This is a genomic window from Paenibacillus jiangxiensis, assembly GCF_046098255.1.
GTDB classification, from domain to species: domain Bacteria; phylum Bacillota; class Bacilli; order Paenibacillales; family Paenibacillaceae; genus Paenibacillus; species Paenibacillus jiagnxiensis.
In genome coordinates, this window is record NZ_JBJURI010000023.1 from 1 (window position 1) to 16785 (window position 16785).

At 50.5% G+C, this 16785-nt stretch carries 15 protein-coding genes, 1 pseudogene and 1 riboswitch; of the genes and pseudogenes, 3 read left to right on the forward strand and 13 right to left on the reverse strand.

The features are described 5' to 3' along the window. The 4 genes and pseudogenes from ACI1P2_RS20580 to ACI1P2_RS20595 form a co-directional block, all read right to left on the reverse strand. Positions 1–243 (reverse strand): annotated as a pseudogene (locus tag ACI1P2_RS20580) (hypothetical protein); the annotation flags it as partial. Positions 244–1040: 797 nt separating this feature from the next. After that, a complete protein-coding gene (locus ACI1P2_RS20585; RefSeq protein WP_355322149.1) occupies positions 1041–1211 on the reverse strand; it encodes a hypothetical protein in 171 nt (56 codons plus the stop codon). 3 nt (positions 1212–1214) lie between these two features. Continuing rightward, positions 1215–1586, reverse strand: coding sequence for a hypothetical protein (locus ACI1P2_RS20590; RefSeq protein ID WP_355322151.1), 372 nt, complete (start codon positions 1584–1586; stop codon positions 1215–1217). Between the two features lie 77 nt (positions 1587–1663). Next, positions 1664–1873 carry a hypothetical protein gene (locus ACI1P2_RS20595; RefSeq protein WP_375356836.1) on the reverse strand — a complete coding sequence of 70 codons (210 nt, stop codon included), beginning with the start codon at positions 1871–1873 and terminating at the stop codon, positions 1664–1666. A 137-nt stretch (positions 1874–2010) separates the two neighbouring features. On the opposite strand from ACI1P2_RS20595, the gene ACI1P2_RS20600 reads away from it, so the two are divergent. Continuing rightward, complete coding sequence (locus ACI1P2_RS20600) at positions 2011–2232, forward strand: YvrJ family protein (protein WP_355322153.1); 222 nt, start codon at positions 2011–2013, stop codon at positions 2230–2232. A gap of 546 nt (positions 2233–2778) precedes the next feature. Here ACI1P2_RS20600 and sdhB read toward each other — a convergent pair. The 3 genes from sdhB to ACI1P2_RS20615 form a co-directional block, all read right to left on the reverse strand. After that, entirely contained in the window at positions 2779–3534 is a 756-nt protein-coding gene (gene sdhB / locus ACI1P2_RS20605; RefSeq protein WP_355322155.1) for a succinate dehydrogenase iron-sulfur subunit, read from the reverse strand. A gap of 104 nt (positions 3535–3638) precedes the next feature. Continuing rightward, positions 3639–5384 carry a succinate dehydrogenase flavoprotein subunit gene (gene sdhA / locus ACI1P2_RS20610; RefSeq protein ID WP_355322157.1) on the reverse strand — a complete coding sequence of 582 codons (1746 nt, stop codon included), beginning with the start codon at positions 5382–5384 and terminating at the stop codon, positions 3639–3641. Between the two features lie 69 nt (positions 5385–5453). After that, positions 5454–6122, reverse strand: coding sequence for a succinate dehydrogenase cytochrome b558 subunit (locus tag ACI1P2_RS20615; protein WP_355322159.1), 669 nt, complete (start codon positions 6120–6122; stop codon positions 5454–5456). A gap of 273 nt (positions 6123–6395) precedes the next feature. Here ACI1P2_RS20615 and ACI1P2_RS20620 point away from each other — a divergent pair, with 273 nt between their 5' ends. Further along, positions 6396–7301 carry a LysR family transcriptional regulator gene (locus ACI1P2_RS20620; protein WP_355322161.1) on the forward strand — a complete coding sequence of 302 codons (906 nt, stop codon included), beginning with the start codon at positions 6396–6398 and terminating at the stop codon, positions 7299–7301. A 255-nt stretch (positions 7302–7556) separates the two neighbouring features. Here ACI1P2_RS20620 and ACI1P2_RS20625 read toward each other — a convergent pair whose 3' ends face one another. Further along, positions 7557–8222, reverse strand: a complete 666-nt coding sequence (locus tag ACI1P2_RS20625) for a potassium channel family protein (protein ID WP_355322163.1) — start codon at positions 8220–8222, stop codon at positions 7557–7559. A gap of 18 nt (positions 8223–8240) precedes the next feature. Next, positions 8241–9584 (reverse strand): TrkH family potassium uptake protein, encoded by a 1344-nt coding sequence (locus tag ACI1P2_RS20630; RefSeq protein ID WP_355322165.1) that lies wholly within the window; start codon positions 9582–9584, stop codon positions 8241–8243. Positions 9585–9639: 55 nt separating this feature from the next. Further along, positions 9640–9785, reverse strand: a riboswitch (cyclic di-AMP (ydaO/yuaA leader). A 226-nt stretch (positions 9786–10011) separates the two neighbouring features. On the opposite strand from ACI1P2_RS20630, the gene ACI1P2_RS20635 reads away from it, so the two are divergent. Beyond that, complete coding sequence (locus ACI1P2_RS20635) at positions 10012–11706, forward strand: CPBP family intramembrane glutamic endopeptidase (RefSeq protein WP_355322167.1); 1695 nt, start codon at positions 10012–10014, stop codon at positions 11704–11706. Here ACI1P2_RS20635 and uvrC read toward each other — a convergent pair. The 4 genes from uvrC to ACI1P2_RS20655 all read right to left on the reverse strand — a co-directional run bounded on the left by uvrC (position 11675) and on the right by ACI1P2_RS20655 (position 16735). Then, positions 11675–13666 (reverse strand): excinuclease ABC subunit UvrC, encoded by a 1992-nt coding sequence (gene uvrC, locus ACI1P2_RS20640; protein ID WP_355322169.1) that lies wholly within the window; start codon positions 13664–13666, stop codon positions 11675–11677. The two genes, ACI1P2_RS20635 and uvrC, sit on opposite strands and share 32 nt — an antisense overlap. A gap of 131 nt (positions 13667–13797) precedes the next feature. Beyond that, positions 13798–14115, reverse strand: coding sequence for a thioredoxin (trxA, locus tag ACI1P2_RS20645; protein ID WP_355322172.1), 318 nt, complete (start codon positions 14113–14115; stop codon positions 13798–13800). Positions 14116–14253: 138 nt separating this feature from the next. After that, entirely contained in the window at positions 14254–15207 is a 954-nt protein-coding gene (gene dnaI, locus ACI1P2_RS20650; RefSeq protein ID WP_355322174.1) for a primosomal protein DnaI, read from the reverse strand. A gap of 28 nt (positions 15208–15235) precedes the next feature. Further along, positions 15236–16735 (reverse strand): DnaD domain protein, encoded by a 1500-nt coding sequence (locus ACI1P2_RS20655; RefSeq protein WP_355322176.1) that lies wholly within the window; start codon positions 16733–16735, stop codon positions 15236–15238. Positions 16736–16785: the final 50 nt, after the last annotated feature.

Genomic DNA, 16785 nt, shown 5'->3' on the forward strand with positions numbered 1-16785 from the left:
TGAATTTGCAAATCCTAAAAGCTTCTCAACTTTCCAAGTTCCATAGAAATATTTTTCAGTTTCACTATCCAAATTTATAAGTTCTGCATTAAGACAATCGGATGTGTTTTTTGGAATAATAGACTCATCCGTTGCAGGTTTAGGCTCACTAGAAGTATTTGGATTTGATGTCGTCTCAACATTTCCACAAGCCGATGCTAGCATCATCATTATCATGATACAAACCAATAATATTTTTTTCATATTTCACACTCCCAACAATACCGACGAGGCTAATAGCAATACATTTTTCTTGATAATATCATCCCGCTTTCATAATTGTTTTACCTTAATTATACACAAGGAAAAATCCAAATAGTTTAAAAAAATCTATTTAAAGTTAAAATTATGTAATGTTTTGAGTAATCGTTCCCTGTGTCACTAATCCCCAGATCACAGTTTTGCTCATATATAACAAACGCAAAAAATATAATGTAGCGTATCAATACGCAATATGGTATGATGTAACTAACCCAAATAAAGGAAGACATAGTAAGAAGTTGTCTCCCGTTTTCTGTCTAAGTCATATCCATAATTTCACTATTTTTTAACTGAATTGTAACCTGGAAAATCGAAACATTTTGCATCTTTCTGACGTAAAAAGAATACCTCTACGAGATTTAGGCTCTTAACACACGAACTCATGTTTGGTATAATGTAATAAACTGGTACATAATCGGCATTCAAGAAAGGGGGCTCCTCGTCTATGCTAGTCTATGAAAACCAATCAGTAGACTTCGCTTCAAAATTGCCCGTACAAGTACAGCAGCATATTATGGGGTTGGTAGATGCAAGTCCAACGTCTGACTTTTATTGTCATATAACAACGGAAATCCCTAATGTGCATGTATACTTGATCGAACGTAACCAGTTAGAATTGTACACTCTTTGTCATGTGTTCTCGTGTGACCAAATCGGACAGGACTATTCCTATCAAAGTTTCTCTGCAGGAGAAATCATTACGATGTATCAATTGGTTGCTCAGGCTGAGCCTTCTTAGGCTAAGCCTCTTTATCCTTTTTTTCTCGAATAACACGTTCGTATTCTTCTTCGATGGTTTTGGACAAGAGTTCTGTAGCTGTCATATTGACTTTCTTCGCGGCTGTGGCCAGTTGCTTTTTTATATAAGCAGGCACATCATAATGAAATTTGACTTTATTTCCGTAAGCCAAGTTTTATTCCTCCTCCATAATCTCGTGGTATTTATTTTCGATAATGCGGATCAGTAACTGCGTAGCTGATATTCCTTGTAGTGCAGCTGCTTCAATTAGCTTCTCCTTAATTTCGGGCTGAAACTCATAAGGCAACTTCAATTTAGGTTCTACCATACGGCCATCTAATGACTTTTCAGCATCCAAGGCCAGTTCCACTAAAGAATCAAAGGACGACTCCTTAGAAGCTTCTCTTCCGTATTTGGGCAACACCCTTATCAGATACTGCTTTAAGGCCCTTTGACTATCCTCCGCTAATTCGATTCCAAATTTCTTGCCATCTATCTTAATGTCACAGTCCACATTCAGCCCAAATAAATTGATACTATACTTCATGCTTTCCCTCCTTTTCAACTATGGATATTATATAGTGATTCGTTACGTACCACAACATTTATCCTTTATTTTATTACTCATTTGTCATTAAATTGCGAAGAAACTCCTAACAATTCAGAAAAAATCGCGTGGCCTTTTTCCCTGTAGTTAGCTATTAAACTTAAAGTGGCCATGACTACCAACTGTGATTGAGATATTCCCGTATCCTGAGCAATTTTCAATAACTCCGCTCTGGGTTTCTCCGGAAGGTACACGGTTAACCGCGAGGGCTTTTCTTTGGATTCCATTAACATCACCTTAATCTATTTTCTATCATTATAACACATATTTTATGTTAAACAAGCATATTAAATATGTTACTGTAATTTATATAGCGTAACGTCACGTTATATGTTATTATATTGTTGAGAAAGGAGGCTTCCTTATGGATCTACAAGCTGCTGTTCAGTTAATTGGAAACGTTGGATTTCCAATTGCCATTTCGCTCATTCTTCTGCAGACCATTCTCGTTAAATTTAACAAACAAATGGAGGGATTAGAGAAGCGATTGGCTCAGCTTGATAAGACGATGAACTTGCTTGTCAGGACGATTCATCAAACTCCCCCAAAAACAATGGATCTCCAGGACAAAAAAATCGATTTGTGAAGGGTTTCATTAAAGAACCGGCATTAGTCGGTTCTTTCCTTTTGCTACTTTTCCAGCCTACAATCCGACCATCCTGAAACTGCTGCCTCCCCCTCCTTCGGAGGTTCACCACATTCTACCCTATCCCTCCTTTTTCGCGCCCACAGTTTCTTGAAAAGGTCTAACATCCGAATCCTTTGTAACGTTACTAATGGCTGAAACATACTCCCCATATGAATCGGATCAAGATTGCTCAAAATAAGCTACAGAGTCGTCAGGGATATAAATTCGTGTCCCTACATTTTTAATACTCCGGTTCGGGAACTGAAACTTATAGGTGAACGTGGTTTCGCCACGTATCACCTTATTCGGCTGCCGCCTGGACTGAATCACTTTGGAAATGGACGAGGGGCAACTTCAGAATGAGATTATGTCACCCCACTCTGCTCAAAAACACAAAAAACACCGTTCATCAACCACTGGTATGGGCTAGTGAACGGTGCTTCTGTCACATCATCACATATTTTTACAGTTAGAGTATCACAACATCATGAAACAGGCAAGTTTTTATACGGTTAACCAACGTCTGAACATGCGCTTTGTCGTTTCCTTATTCATTTCCGCGATCGAGGTCGTCAGCGGAATGCCCTTTGGACAGGAGCGAACGCAGTTTTGCGAGTTGCCGCAGCCTTCGATTCCATCGTCTTCCATCAGGGCGTCCAGACGCTCATCCTTATTCATCTCGCCTGTAGGATGGCTATTGAACAAACGGACCTGGGAAATGGCCGCTGGCCCGATAAAATTCGTCTTTTCGTTTACGTTCGGACAAGCCTCCACACAGACACCGCAGGTCATGCATTTGGACAGCTCATACGCCCACTGGCGCTTCGTCTCGGCCATGCGCGGTCCCGGACCGAGATCATAGGTTCCGTCAATCGGGATCCATGCCTTCACTTTCTTGAGCGCTCTGAACATGCGGCTGCGGTCAATAACCAGATCCCGCACGACAGGGAAGGTGCTCATCGGAGCCACGGTGATCGGCTGCTCCAGCTTGTCGACCAGAGCGGCGCAGGCCTGGCGGGGCTTGCCGTTAATGACCATCGAGCAGGCGCCGCACACCTCCTCAAGACAGTTGGACTCCCAGCAGACCGGAGCCGTATGGCTGCCTCCGCTATTGACCGGATTGCGCTGAATCTCCATAAGCGCACTGATGACGTTCATGCCCGGACGATACGGCACTTCAAATTCTTCCTTGTACGGTGCCGATTCCGGTGTGTCCTGGCGGGTAATCTTAAATTTCACCGTTTTGGTCACTGTGGACATCGCTTCTTCATCCTTTCTCTCCGGCCCTGTCCTCCTGCATAGGACGGCCACGGCCGGGCAGTTTGGCTGCATGTATTTAAAACAGGTGTTTAAAGGTTCAGCTCTTATTTGCTCTTGGAGTAATCGCGGATCCGTGGCGGGATCAGCGACACATCAACCGGCTCATAGGAGATTTCCGGTCCGTCAGGCGTCCATTCAGCAATCGTCGTTTTCAGGAAATCCTCGTCATTGCGGTCCGGATAATCCGGCTTGTAATGCGCACCGCGGCTTTCGTTGCGCAGCAGCGCACCCTTGGTCATCGCTTCGGCCAGCTCCAGCATGTTCCAGAGCTGACGTGTAAAGGCCGCACCCGAGTTGTTCCAGCGCGAGGCATCGTTAATATTGATTTTGGTGTAGCGTTCCTTCAATTCCTTGATTTTGTTGATCGTCGCTTCCAGCTTGTCATTGTAACGAACAACCGTCATATTGTTGGTCATCCACTCGCCAAGCTCTTTATGGATAACATAAGCGTTCTCGTTGCCCTCGTTGCGCAGAATCTTTTCGTACTTCTCCGTCTGTCTCGTTTTGTAGCCTTCGAATACGGAGGAAGACACGTCCTGGGCCGATTTCTTCAGGCCTTTGATGTACTCAACCGCTTTAGGCCCTGCAACCATGCCGCCAAAGATGGCGGACAGGAGGGAGTTTGCGCCCAGACGGTTTGCGCCGTGATATTGGTATTCGCATTCGCCGGCGGCGAACAGCCCCGGGATGTTGGTCATCTGGTTGTAGTCGACCCACATGCCGCCCATGGAGTAGTGAACCGCCGGGAAGATTTTCATCGGAAGCTTGCGCGGGTCGTCCCCTACGAACTTTTCATAGATTTCGATGATGCCGCCGAGTTTGACATCCAGTTCCTTCGGATCCTTGTGAGACAGGTCCAGATACACCATGTTCTCGCCGTTGATGCCCAGCCCCTGATCCACGCAGACGCTGAAAATCTCGCGGGTAGCGATATCGCGGGGCACAAGGTTGCCGTAAGCCGGATATTTCTCCTCCAGGAAGTACCATGGCTTGCCGTCCTTGTAGGTCCAGATCCGACCGCCCTCACCGCGCGCGGATTCGGACATCAGCCGCAACTTGTCATCTCCCGGAATGGCCGTCGGGTGAATCTGGATGAACTCGCCGTTCGCATAGCGTACGCCCTGCTGGTATACCGCTGCGGCGGCTGTACCCGTGTTGATGACGGAGTTCGTCGTCTTGCCGAAAACAATGCCAGGCCCGCCGGACGCAAGAATGACCGCATCGGACGGAAACGTCTGCACTTCCATCGTCTTCAAATCCTGAGCGACGATGCCGCGGCAGATGCCCTCATCATCAACGACGGCCTGCAGGAACTCGGAGTTCTCGTATTTCGTGACCAGACCCGCCGATTCCCAGCGGCGGACTTGCTCGTCCAGGGCGTACAGCAGCTGCTGTCCAGTCGTTGCGCCCGCAAACGCCGTACGGTGATGCTGGGTACCCCCGAAGCGGCGGAAATCCAGCAGCCCCTCGGGTGTGCGGTTAAACATTACGCCCATACGGTCCATCAGGTGAATGATGCCGGGTGCGGCTTCGCACATTGCTTTTACCGGCGGCTGATTGGCGAGGAAGTCTCCACCGTATACCGTATCGTCAAAATGAATCCAAGGGGAGTCGCCCTCCCCTTTCGTATTTACCGCTCCGTTGATGCCGCCCTGGGCGCATACGGAGTGCGAACGTTTTACCGGAACCAATGAAAACAGATCTACGTGAACCCCTGCCTCAGCCGCTTTGATGGTCGCCATCAGACCGGCCAGGCCGCCGCCCACGATAATAACTTTGGTTGCTGCCATGACTGCTCACTCCTTCTTGAAAATTGCATGGGTATATGCTCCGGGACGTTTTCGTCCTGGAAACGGGATTTAAGCCTTAAAAGCCCCAATCCACTGCGCAAGTGCCGTTGCCTCCTGGAATTCAGCCCCGCGGAATGCGAAGAGCGTTGCAATAAACATAATCGACATGATGGCAAAGATGCTCATGCAGATATAGGATGACACACGCTGCGCGCGCGGTCCAACCGTAATGCCCCAGCTTACGCAAAAGGACCACAGGCCGTTGGCAAAATGGAAGGAAACAGATACAACGCTGATCAGATAAAGAGTAAAGTACAGAGGATTGGTCACAATATTGTGCATCACTCCGCCGAGCTCCTCATGTGTCACATTGCCGAGCGCAACCTGAAAGCGTGTATCGTACACGTGCCAGATGATAAACACGAAAGCGATGATTCCCGTAATGCGCTGCAGGAGATATCTCCAGTTCCGCTCGTATCCGTAATTGTTCACGTTTGGTTTGGCCTGAAACGCGATATACAAACCATAAATGCCATGAAACAGCAGCGGCAGATAAATGAGGAAGATCTCCAGCACCAATACGAGCGGCAGGCCGTTCAGGAATGCCACGCTCCTGTTAAAGCCTTCCTTGCCGCCTTCCACAGCCGTAAAGTTGGTGATCAAATGCTCAACGAAAAACAGAGCAAGCGGAATGACACCAAGCAGGGAGTGAATCTTGCGGGAATAATACCCTTTCATACGTTGTGTACCCCTTTCCAATAACAGCGTTTTCATAAGACATATACATTATAACAGCCCCCCGCGGGAGGATGCGACAAAGTGTTCCATAAATTTACACATCCAAATTTGAACAACTTGTGTCGCTTACATGTTACTCCTTTTTATCTTATAATGGAATTGCAATATATTTATTAAAACTTATACCTTTTATGCATATATGGCCAGAGGGCCTCTGAATCCCGCCAATCTGGTCGTACCGCCGAAAATTCGGCAGAAAGGAGCAATATTTTTATGTTTGAAGAAATGAACGCCTACGCCATCGTAGTTGAACAGTCCAGCCTGAATAAAGCCTCGAAGCTGTTAAATTTGTCACAACCGGCCCTGTCCCGCAAAATCGTCAAACTCGAAGAGGAATTGGGCGTCAAGCTATTCAACCGTCGCGGCAAGCGCCTTGAGCTGACTTCTCCCGGCCGGTTCGTGTATACCTTTGCCCTGGAGCAGCGGCAGCGGCAAATCCGCTTCCTGCAAAAGCTGTCGCAATATAAAAACGAAGGCGGCAGCGAACTGACGCTTGGAGCGAGCCTCACGACGATTCAGACGACCCTGCCCACGCTGGTCGAAGCTTTCATGAACAAGCATCCGCACACCGAGCTCAAACTGCTGACAGGCAAGACACATGAAATCGTCGGTTTTGTGCGCGACAAGAAGGCCGATGCCGGTATTGTCGGCTCCGCCATTGAGGAACCGGGCATGAGCTGTGTCCCCCTCTTTGACGACCATCTGGAGCTGGTCGTTCCGAGCGGCCATCCGCTGACTTCCCAAAACGGTTTGATCGGCATGTCCACTCTGCAGAGCTTGCCGATGATCACCTTCTCCAAAGGCACCTGGTACAGGCGGCTGACCGACGAATTGTTCCAGCTGAGCGGAATCATGCCCGATATCCGCATGGAAATCGACTCCTTTGAGGCGATTGTCCGGCTGCTGCCGACCTGCAAGGCAGCATCGCTGCTGCCGAAGTCTTATCTGCGGCCCGAGCTGCTGCGGGATAACGGCTTAGTGGCGCTCTATATTCCCGAGCTGAAGGAGACCCGGCGCACGACCTGCCTCATCTATTCCGAAACGGCCGAGCACGGTCCGGCGGCAAGACAATGGATCGGTGAAACCCGCGCTTCCTTTGCCGGCTACCGGATGGTGTGAAGTAAAAGCTTTACGCTCCGAGGCGCTCCGAAAACGAAGCATTCCTCCAATCGCTGTTGACCCTCCGGGCCAAAGGCGAACGCTTCGCTTTTCCGGAATTGCTTCGTCTTCTCCGCTGATTCGTGCATATCCCCTTTTTCAAAAAGAATAAATAAAAGGTCAAGGACAAAGACCATCCTTGACTTTTTTGCCAGTGAAAAGAGAGGGAATGACTTCTAACAAAATAAAGCATTCTCTGTATAATAGACAGGATGATTACCGATTAACCACTTCTTCTTCAAAACGTCCGATATTATCGTTTGTGCCGATGATGACCATGATGTCATCGCAGTGCACCTTATCCATTGCCGTAGGCGCAATCAGCACCCCGTTGCTGGTGTGAATAGCCACGATGCTGCAGCCGAATCGGGTCCGCGTATTGAGCTCGGACAGCGTTTTTCCATCCAGGCATGCCGGCACGTTCAGTTCCGCGATCGTGTAGTCCTTGGAAAGCTGCAGATAATCAAGCAGATTGGGGGTGACCAGCTGGTGGGCGACCCGTATGCCCATATCCCGCTCCGGGTATACAATGCGGTCTACCCCCAGCTTTTCCAGCGCCCTTCCGTGCAGCTTGGAGATCGCTTTGGCCACCACCGTCTTGATGCCCAGTTCCTTCAATAAAATGGTGGCGAGAATGCTCATCTGGATATCATCTCCGATGGCCACGATGCCGCAATCCATATTGCGGACCCCGATGGAGCGGAGCAGCTGCTCATCGGTTGCATCACCGGCCACCGCATGGGTCAGATGCTCGCTCATTTCCTCCACGACATCTTCATCCCTGTCGATGCCGAGCACCTCGCATCCCATTTCCATAAGCTGCAATCCCAGGCTGGAGCCAAAACGTCCCAAACCGATAATCACGAACTGCTGAGTCTTCATTGCTGATCTGTAACTCCCTTATCCTATAATCATTTTGCCTTCCGGGTGACGGTAAAGCTCTTTGTCCTGTTTTTTCCCCAAAGCGTACGCGAGCGTGATCGGCCCAAGCCTGCCCGCAAACATCGTGAAGCTGATCATTATTTTGCCGATCACCGTCAAATCAGGCGTCAGCCCCATCGAAAGTCCAACCGTGCCAAAAGCGGAGGTTGTTTCAAACAAAATCATCAAGAAATGATGATCCTCAGTAGTTGTCAATATCATCGTGACGGCAATGACGAGAAAAAGGGCGAGCAGCGTGATCGTAAGTGCCTTCAGAATACGCTCCTGCGCCAGCCGATAACGATAGATCACGACATCTTCCCTGCCGCGCACCATAGACACCACAGCTCCCGCCAGGATCGTAAAAGTCGTCGTTTTAATACCGCCGCCTGTTGAGCCCGGAGAAGCACCGATAAACATCAATATAATAATGAAAAACTGCGTGGCCTGACGGAGTCCGGCGATATCCAGCGTATTGGCGCCAGCCGTGCGCGGCGTAACGGACTGAAAAAGCGAAGCCAGAATTTTGCCTGACCATGGCAGGCTGCCGAGCGTCCTTGGATTTGTGAATTCGAAGACGAAAATGACCAAGGCCCCGGTAACAATAAGCACTGCTGTCATCGTAAGCACAACTTTGGTATGCAGGGACAACTTTCTTTTCTTGCGGTACCCCACCAGATCCGACATGACCACAAAACCGATACCGCCTGTAACGATCAAAAACATGGCTGTAAAATTGACAACCGGATCATTCACATACAACGTCAAGCTGCGGAATTCGCCGAACAGGTCAAAACCCGCATTGTTGAACATCGAAATGGAATGCCATACGCCAAAGTAAATAGCTCTGCCCACAGGCATATCAAAGGACCAGCGGACCGCGAACACCACGGCGCACACCGCTTCTATGATGAGCGAGTACAGCAGCACCTTGCGGATCAGGGCGACGATGCCCTCCATGGAGGTCTGATTCATCGCTTCCTGGAGAATGAGCCGTTCTTTCAGTGAAATTCTGCGTTTGAACACGAGAGCTACCAAGGTGGCCATCGTCATGAAGCCAAGACCACCGATCTGGATTAACAGCACGATGACGACCTGACCGAATACAGTAAAATGTGTGCCTGTATCCACTACGACCAGACCGGTCACGCAAGTGGCCGACGTCGCGGTGAACAAGGCGTCAATAAACGGCAGCGGCACCCCCGACGTATTGGATATGGGCAGCATAAGCAGCCCTGCTCCGAGCAAAATAATAAGGGCAAAACCACTCACAAGAATGCGCGGAGGAGAAAGAGCAAGCCACTTTAGTTTTGGAATTATCATTCTACACCCCTAGAAAAAGTCAATAAAAAAGACACCGGAAAACCGAGTGCCCTGACCAGGTTCCTGCTGCAGCCTACGAGGTTAGCTGACGGATTCGGACCGCAGAATTGTCCTATTCGGACCCGGCCATGACCAGGCACGAAATTCACCCCAATTTAATGGTTCCCCCGTTTTCATAATGAAATTCGGCATTTATGCAATTGCAAACAAATTATAAACCTTCTCCCTGGACATCACAAAAGAAGCTTTTCATGAAAAAGACTCAAATAACGCCAATTCAGTGCAAAAGATGCTGTCCTGCTGCAAGGAATCCTACATTATTGTATTCTTTCATCTTTTTCATCGTATTTGCACACGCTTATGAAGCGGTTGGCGGTCAACAGAACACTATGTTATCTTAAAATGGTCCAGATGAAGGAGGTATTAAATGAATCCCATAGGAAAACCGGTTAAATTAACCGCTGATTTCAAAAAGCTGAGCATCCTGGGCATCATCGGCCTCGCCGTGTTTCTGCTGCTGCAGGTGCTGCTGCCGGTGCTCGCATCCTTAAACCAGAATCAGCCGGGGGATGTAATCAGCAAACAGCAGGCAGTAGAGAGCGCTGAAGCTTTTGCAAAGTCCGTTTTAGGCTACGAAGGCTCAGCGGAAGAAATTCCGGCCCCGGCCTATGAAGCACAATCCGAGCTGTACGGTTATCTTTCCAGGGAGCAGCTGCTTCCCGAATACAACCGGGTGTGGAGCGGCAAATATCCTTATGAATTTTACCGGGTCAGTCTTCCCGACCCGGCTCAGGATCGAACCGTGATGGTTGATGTGGGGCTGCAGACGGGAAAACCTGCCGGTTTTATTATCCAAATGAGCGACGGATTTTATAACAGCACCGAAGCCCTCCCTGAGGGGGAAACCCGAAGCGGGCTGCTGCGGACGTACGAAGCGGGCCTGTCGCTTGCAGATAAAGAGGCATTGGCAGCGCCCGTGCTGAAGCAGATGGGATATAACACGGAAAATCTGACAGTGGAGAGCCGCGAAGACGAACCAGGGCTCACCTATTCGGATAAAGGAAGCATGATCGGGGATGCCGCGCTTCAGATCAGGTTGACGTTTGAAAACGGGGAAGTCCGTTCCCTGGGGTCCTCCTTTGCCGTGCCTCCTTCCCAAACGGAATATGTGGATCAGCAGACAAAGCTTGCGAACCTTCTGTATTATATTGGCTATATGCTGTTTTCCTTTGTACTCGGCGTGCTTGCCGTGGTGTATAGCAGCTTGACCCGGCGTCATACCTCGTTTACCCGCGGCATTGTTCTGAGCTTCGTTTATTTTGCCATTTCGGTGCTGACCCTGTTCAACATGATGCCTTATTTGCAGGCCCAATCCGCCAACAGAGACGCTTTGATCTTCGGCATCGGACTGCAAATCATCTTTAACCTGATGATGGGGGTTATTATTTATTTCTCCTTTGTAGGAGGCAATGGGCTTTGGAAAAAGGCTGGCCTTAATCCGTGGCCGCGCGCCAAGGAGCCCGGATACGGCGTGTATGTGCTGCGCAGTATGGGCGCCGGATATCTGTGGGCTTTCATCCTGCTGGGGGTTCAGTCCGTCATCTTTGTCATTCTCAACCTGCTGATCGGCAGCTGGTCCACCATAGATGAAACGCAGTCGCCGTATAATATGGTCTATGCCTGGCTGTTGCCGATCATGGCATGGATGGCCGGAATCGGGGAAGAAGCGCTTTACAGGCTGTTCGGCATCCCGATGCTGAGAAAGATCGTGCGCAGCACGCTGGCCGCAAGCGCCATCAGCTCCCTGATCTGGGCGTTCGGGCATACCTTGTATCCGATTTACCCTGTTATTACCCGTCCGATCGAGCTGCTGTTCCTTGGCCTGATTTTCAGCTTTATTTTCCTGAGATACGGCTTTATTACCGCAATGTTCAGTCATGTCGTGTTCGACAGCATTCTCATGGGAATCAGTCTGATGTCGATGGGAGATCCCGTCAACATCGCCGTAGGGGCCATCGGAATGGTGCTGCCGGCTGTTGTCGGCTATGTAGTGTACCTCTTTAACCCTACAAAAAAGGAGAAGCCGTATATTACGACTCCTCATCCTGAAGGGCAGCTATAATTTGTCTGGCGAGCTTGTCGCCAATGGAGAGAGGCCGGAAATCTTCAACGCTGGCCTCTTTTATTTTTTTGATGGAGCCGAAATGCTTGAGCAGCATTTTGCGCCGTTTTTCCCCGATGCCCGCAATAGAATCCAGTCTTGAGGTCACCATGGACTTGCCGCGCTGCTCCCTGTGGAAAGTGATGGCAAAGCGGTGAACCTCCTCCTGAATTCGCTGCAGCAAGTAAAATTCCTCGCTGCTGCGCGGCAAAGCCACCGTCTCCGGCGGATCGCCTACCAGCAGTTGGGACGTCTTATGCTTGGCATCCTTGACGAGGCCGCATACCGGGATGAACAGGCCCAGCTCGTTCTGCAGCACATCCACCGCTGCCGAAATTTGGCCGCGGCCGCCGTCCACCACAATCAGATCGGGCATCTCCAGGTTTTCCTTCAGCACCCGTTCATAACGGCGGCGGATGACCTCACGCATCGTTTCATAATCATCCGGTCCCTGTACAGAGCGGATTTTGTATTTGCGGTATTCCTTCTTGGCAGGCTTGCCATCGATAAACACGATCATTGCGGATACCGGATTGGCCCCCTGAATGTTGGAGTTATCGAACGCCTCTACGCGGTGAAGGCTCTCCAGGCCGATGGCGCGTCCCAGATTATCCGCCGCTTTGGACGTTCTTTCCTCATCCCTGGCGATCAGACGGAACTTCTCATCCAGCGCAACCCGGGCATTCTCGGTGGCCATGCTGACCATCTGGCGCTTCAGCCCTCGCTGCGGAAGCAGCACCTTGACCTCAAGCCATTGCTGCAGCGCGGCTGCCGCCGTATGAGGGTCCTCCAGACCGCCGCCTGCCAATGACTGCGGGTCTTCCTCTGCCTCCGCCGGCTTGCTCTCGCCCGTCGTGTAGGAAGCAGCCGATTCGGCCGCTTGATCAGCCTTCGGCAGGTCTGCTCCCTCCGCACTCTTCTCCTCCACGGAGGCGGCATCCTGCTCGGAGGGCGCGTCAGGCAGCAAAATTTCCTGCGGCAGCGCCGGATTGTCGCTGTAGTATTGGGTCACGTAAGAAATAAAGTCATTATACGGCTCACCGTAGAACGGGAAGGTCGACATATGGCGTTCGATCATTTTGCCCTTGCGGACGTACAGGATCTGCACGCACATCCAGCCTTTGTCCACGGCAAAGCCGAACACGTCACGGTCCTTCGTATCCGCGGTAGTAATCTTCTGCTTCTCCATGAGCGCTTCGATGCTGATGATTTGATCCCGCAGTTCCTTCGCCCGCTCGAAATACAACTCCTCGGCAGCTTCCTGCATTTTGCGCTGCAGTTCCTTCTTGATCTCCTCATGCCCTCCGCCGAGAAACGAGCTGATTTCCTCTCTGATCTGCTGGTACGTCTCCTGGCTCACTTCATATTCACACGGACCGAGGCATTGATTCATGTGATAATACAGGCATACCTCCTTAGGCATGGCCCCGCATTTGCGCAAGGGATACATCCGGTCCAGCAGCTTCTTCGTTTGGTGGGCCGCATAAGCATTGGGATAGGGCCCGAAATATTTCGCTTTATCTTTAAGCACCCGCCGCGTAACCTCCAGGCGCGGATGCGGTTCATTCGTTATTTTGAGGTAAGGAAACGTTTTGTCATCCTTCAGCAGCACATTGTAGCGCGGCTGATATTTCTTAATCAGATTGCACTCAAGAATAAGGGCTTCCATGTTGCTGGCTGTTACAATGTATTCAAAATCGCGGATCTCGGAGACAAGGCGCTGGGTCTTGCCGTTATGGCTGCCCCGGAAATAAGAGCGGACCCGGTTTTTTAATACCTTGGCCTTGCCTACATAAATGATGGTGCCCTCCCGGTTCTTCATCAGGTAACAGCCCGATGAGTCCGGAAGCAGCGCCAGTTTGTTATTGATGTTCTCCAACGCCTTCTCCTGCTCCCGCAGGGCATCCGCATAGGATTCCATTCTCCCGGTCTCTCCTCCCATGATGGTCTTGTTCTATTATATAATACGAAAAAATACCCCCGGCTAACACCGGGGGCATCCATCAGACCCTGAGTACCGGAGGCCGATGCCGGCCCCGGATCCGGGTGCTGTTACTGATGCTTGCTGATCATGTTTTTCAGCGCTTCTTTGGAGTTCAGACCCACAACCTTGTCAACGGGCTGGCCGTCTTTGAATACGATCAGGGTAGGAATGCTCATTACGCCGAAACGGGAAGCGGACTCCGGATTTTCATCCACATTGACTTTAGCGATCTTTAGATCGTCGCCAACTTCTGTGGACAGTTCTTCCAGAATTGGAGCAAGCATTTTGCAAGGCCCGCACCATGGAGCCCAGAAATCAACAAGAACTGTTCCTTGACCTTCAACTTCTGTATTGAAAGACTGATCGGACACGTTCACAATAGCCATTGCAAATTCCTCCTTATGGGAAAGTCGTATAAGTATATTATAACCTGTTGTGTCTGATAAGACACTTCACACATTATAGCACACAATTGTTTCGATAGAAATGAAAATATAAAAATATCAGTCAATGTACTCCAAATTCTACTCCGATCCGCGCTGGTTCTTGCCCTTCACCGGGACCACATCCACAAACGGACGAATCCGGTCCATCAGGCGCTGCCCTTTGTATAGCTCCTCCCCGTCCCGGCTCGTAAAGCTCAAGTGCCGCTCCAGATCCTGCAGCGAATAATTGGAGGTGTAAAAAGTAGGCTTGCGGTTCATACGGTAATTCAGGATGGAGCCCAGCACATGGTCCCTGACCCAGGGACTCAGATTTTCCGCCCCGATGTCGTCAAAGACAAGCAGATCGCAATTTTTCAAAAGCTCCGTCGTCTCCTTCAGCTTCTGTCCGTCCTGGATCATCGATTTCAAATCCTCGACAAAATCCGGCATATAGACGATGACTCCATTATACCCCACCGCAGCCAGCTCATTCAGCATATATCCCATCAGGTATGTCTTACCGGTGCCGAAGGAGCCCTCAAGATATAAGCCGCTCGTTTGCAGTCCATTATCCTTCGTTTCCGCAATATAACGGAATACCTGGGTCACTGCTGGAGCACGCTGAGGATCCTTGCGGGCAATCTCCACCGCATCATATCCTTCCCGCAGCGCCCGTTCGTCAACATAAAAGCTGCGAATCCGCTGCTTAACCTGCTGCTCGTGTTCATGCGCCAGCTGAAGCCCGCACGGCGTATGTGAATCCACAATCTGCGCTTGTCCGTTGATCTGTTCAACCGAAAGCTTGCAGTAGTGGCCTTGAAAATCATTCGGACACCGCTCCAGCCCCGGACACTGGCTGCAGTTGCGGCGGTCCCGCGCATATTGGTAAAGCCGGCTCATGTTCAGCCGCAGCAGTTCCTCCTTCACCTCCGGATGCCCGGCGCGGAATTCCATAACCAGCGGGTCGTTCATCACCTGGTCGGCAATGCTGCGGGAGCGTTGACGGAAGGAGGGACTTTGCAGCTGCTGCAGCAAGTCTCCCATCGATTCCATGGCCTATCTTCCTTTCTAGTCTATTGCATTAACTGTTTTTCCGTCCGGCCTGCAGCTGTTCCGCCATGCGGAGAGCTTCCTCCAGTTCTTCCTCCGTTACCAAATCTCCTGCGGATTGATTCTGGATGACCGGGATCGACGGTTTGCCCGATGTGCTCTTATACGCACGCGAGCGCGTGCTCCCGGCGGTCTGCTTGCCTTTTACCTTGGCCTGATCACGTATATATTCAACAGCCTTCTCATAGGTATTCACCTGCTTCAGCAGCATATTGGAGGCGATTGCTTCCACAAAATTGCGGTTGATCCGCTGCTCATTGCCCGTCGTAAGCAGGGTGAGCAGATAATGAATCAGCACGTTAATGACCTCGCCAGGCAGCTTATAGCTTAAATCCAGCTTCTCGAAAATGTCCAGGAGATTTCCCGGAACCGTGCCGGGAAAAAAGGTTTGCAGCAGCCGGTTATACGGTTCATTGCGCAGCATCATATTATATTGATGGATATCACATTTGTCGGCAAACTGCGGAGGAACCTCCACATAATATTCCATTTCTACAGGCTGCTCGTCCGGCAGCTCATCTGTCGCAGCATTAAATTCCTGACGGAGGGCAACCACCTTGGCCGCCTTGATCCGCTGCTCCTCTTGCCTTTTCAAATCCTGTCTGAACTGCATGCTGGCCTTGTACTGCAGCTCGTCCAGCAGCAGTTCGCCCTGCGCGTTAAATATTTCGTCCTCGTCCAGCAGGCGGCTGATGTCCTGGGCTGTCAGCGAGTATTTGCGGGCGACGTACTTCACGACTCCAAACTGCTCATGATCAAAGCGCAGCCGCTCTACATGCTTGCGGTTGGCCGACTCCCGCGGAAAGCGGAGAATGATGTCCGCATAGTTGATGCTCTCCTCATCTTCCAGGGGGATTGTCCCCTTTTGCCGGGATACGGACACTTCGGACAGCGCCTGCTCCAACTCATAATCAATAACATGGGTGTTGAGCTCGAACAGCTCGTAAAAGGGTACGGAAATATTCTCCTTGCTGCGAGAGGTGCTCGTCCATTCAGCCGTCTCCTCGCTCCACAGGGAGGAGCGCAGGGACAGCACCGCGAATTTGCCGATTTTGTCGCGCAGCAGCAGCGTAAGATGCTGGGTGCGGAAAAACTCCGGCGGCGATAGCGGCGGCTGCAGCTCGTATTCATACATATAATCATCCGCTTCAGGTACGTAAAGGCGTGAAGTCTGCAGGAGACCAACCGCTTCCAGTTTGGACGTCTGCTCAATCAGGAACTTGCGGCCTTTTTCGCTCGGCTCAAGGCCAAGCGTCAGAAACAGGCTGCGCTGCTGTTCAGGCGGCGAATAGCCGATCCGGCCCGCGGGAACCTGCTGGAACAGCAGCCGGTACAGACTGATGGCAAATGCGCCTGCAAGGGGTTGGTATACCTGGCCGAGCATGACCTCATCCATGGTGCTGAGGCCAAACTCCCGGTATACGCAGAAACGGTGGTTTTCGGTGAAATGCAGCAGGTTCTTCATGCGCATCGTTCATTCTTCCTTTCCTCACATCACGTTCTCCAAGATGTTTTACTATT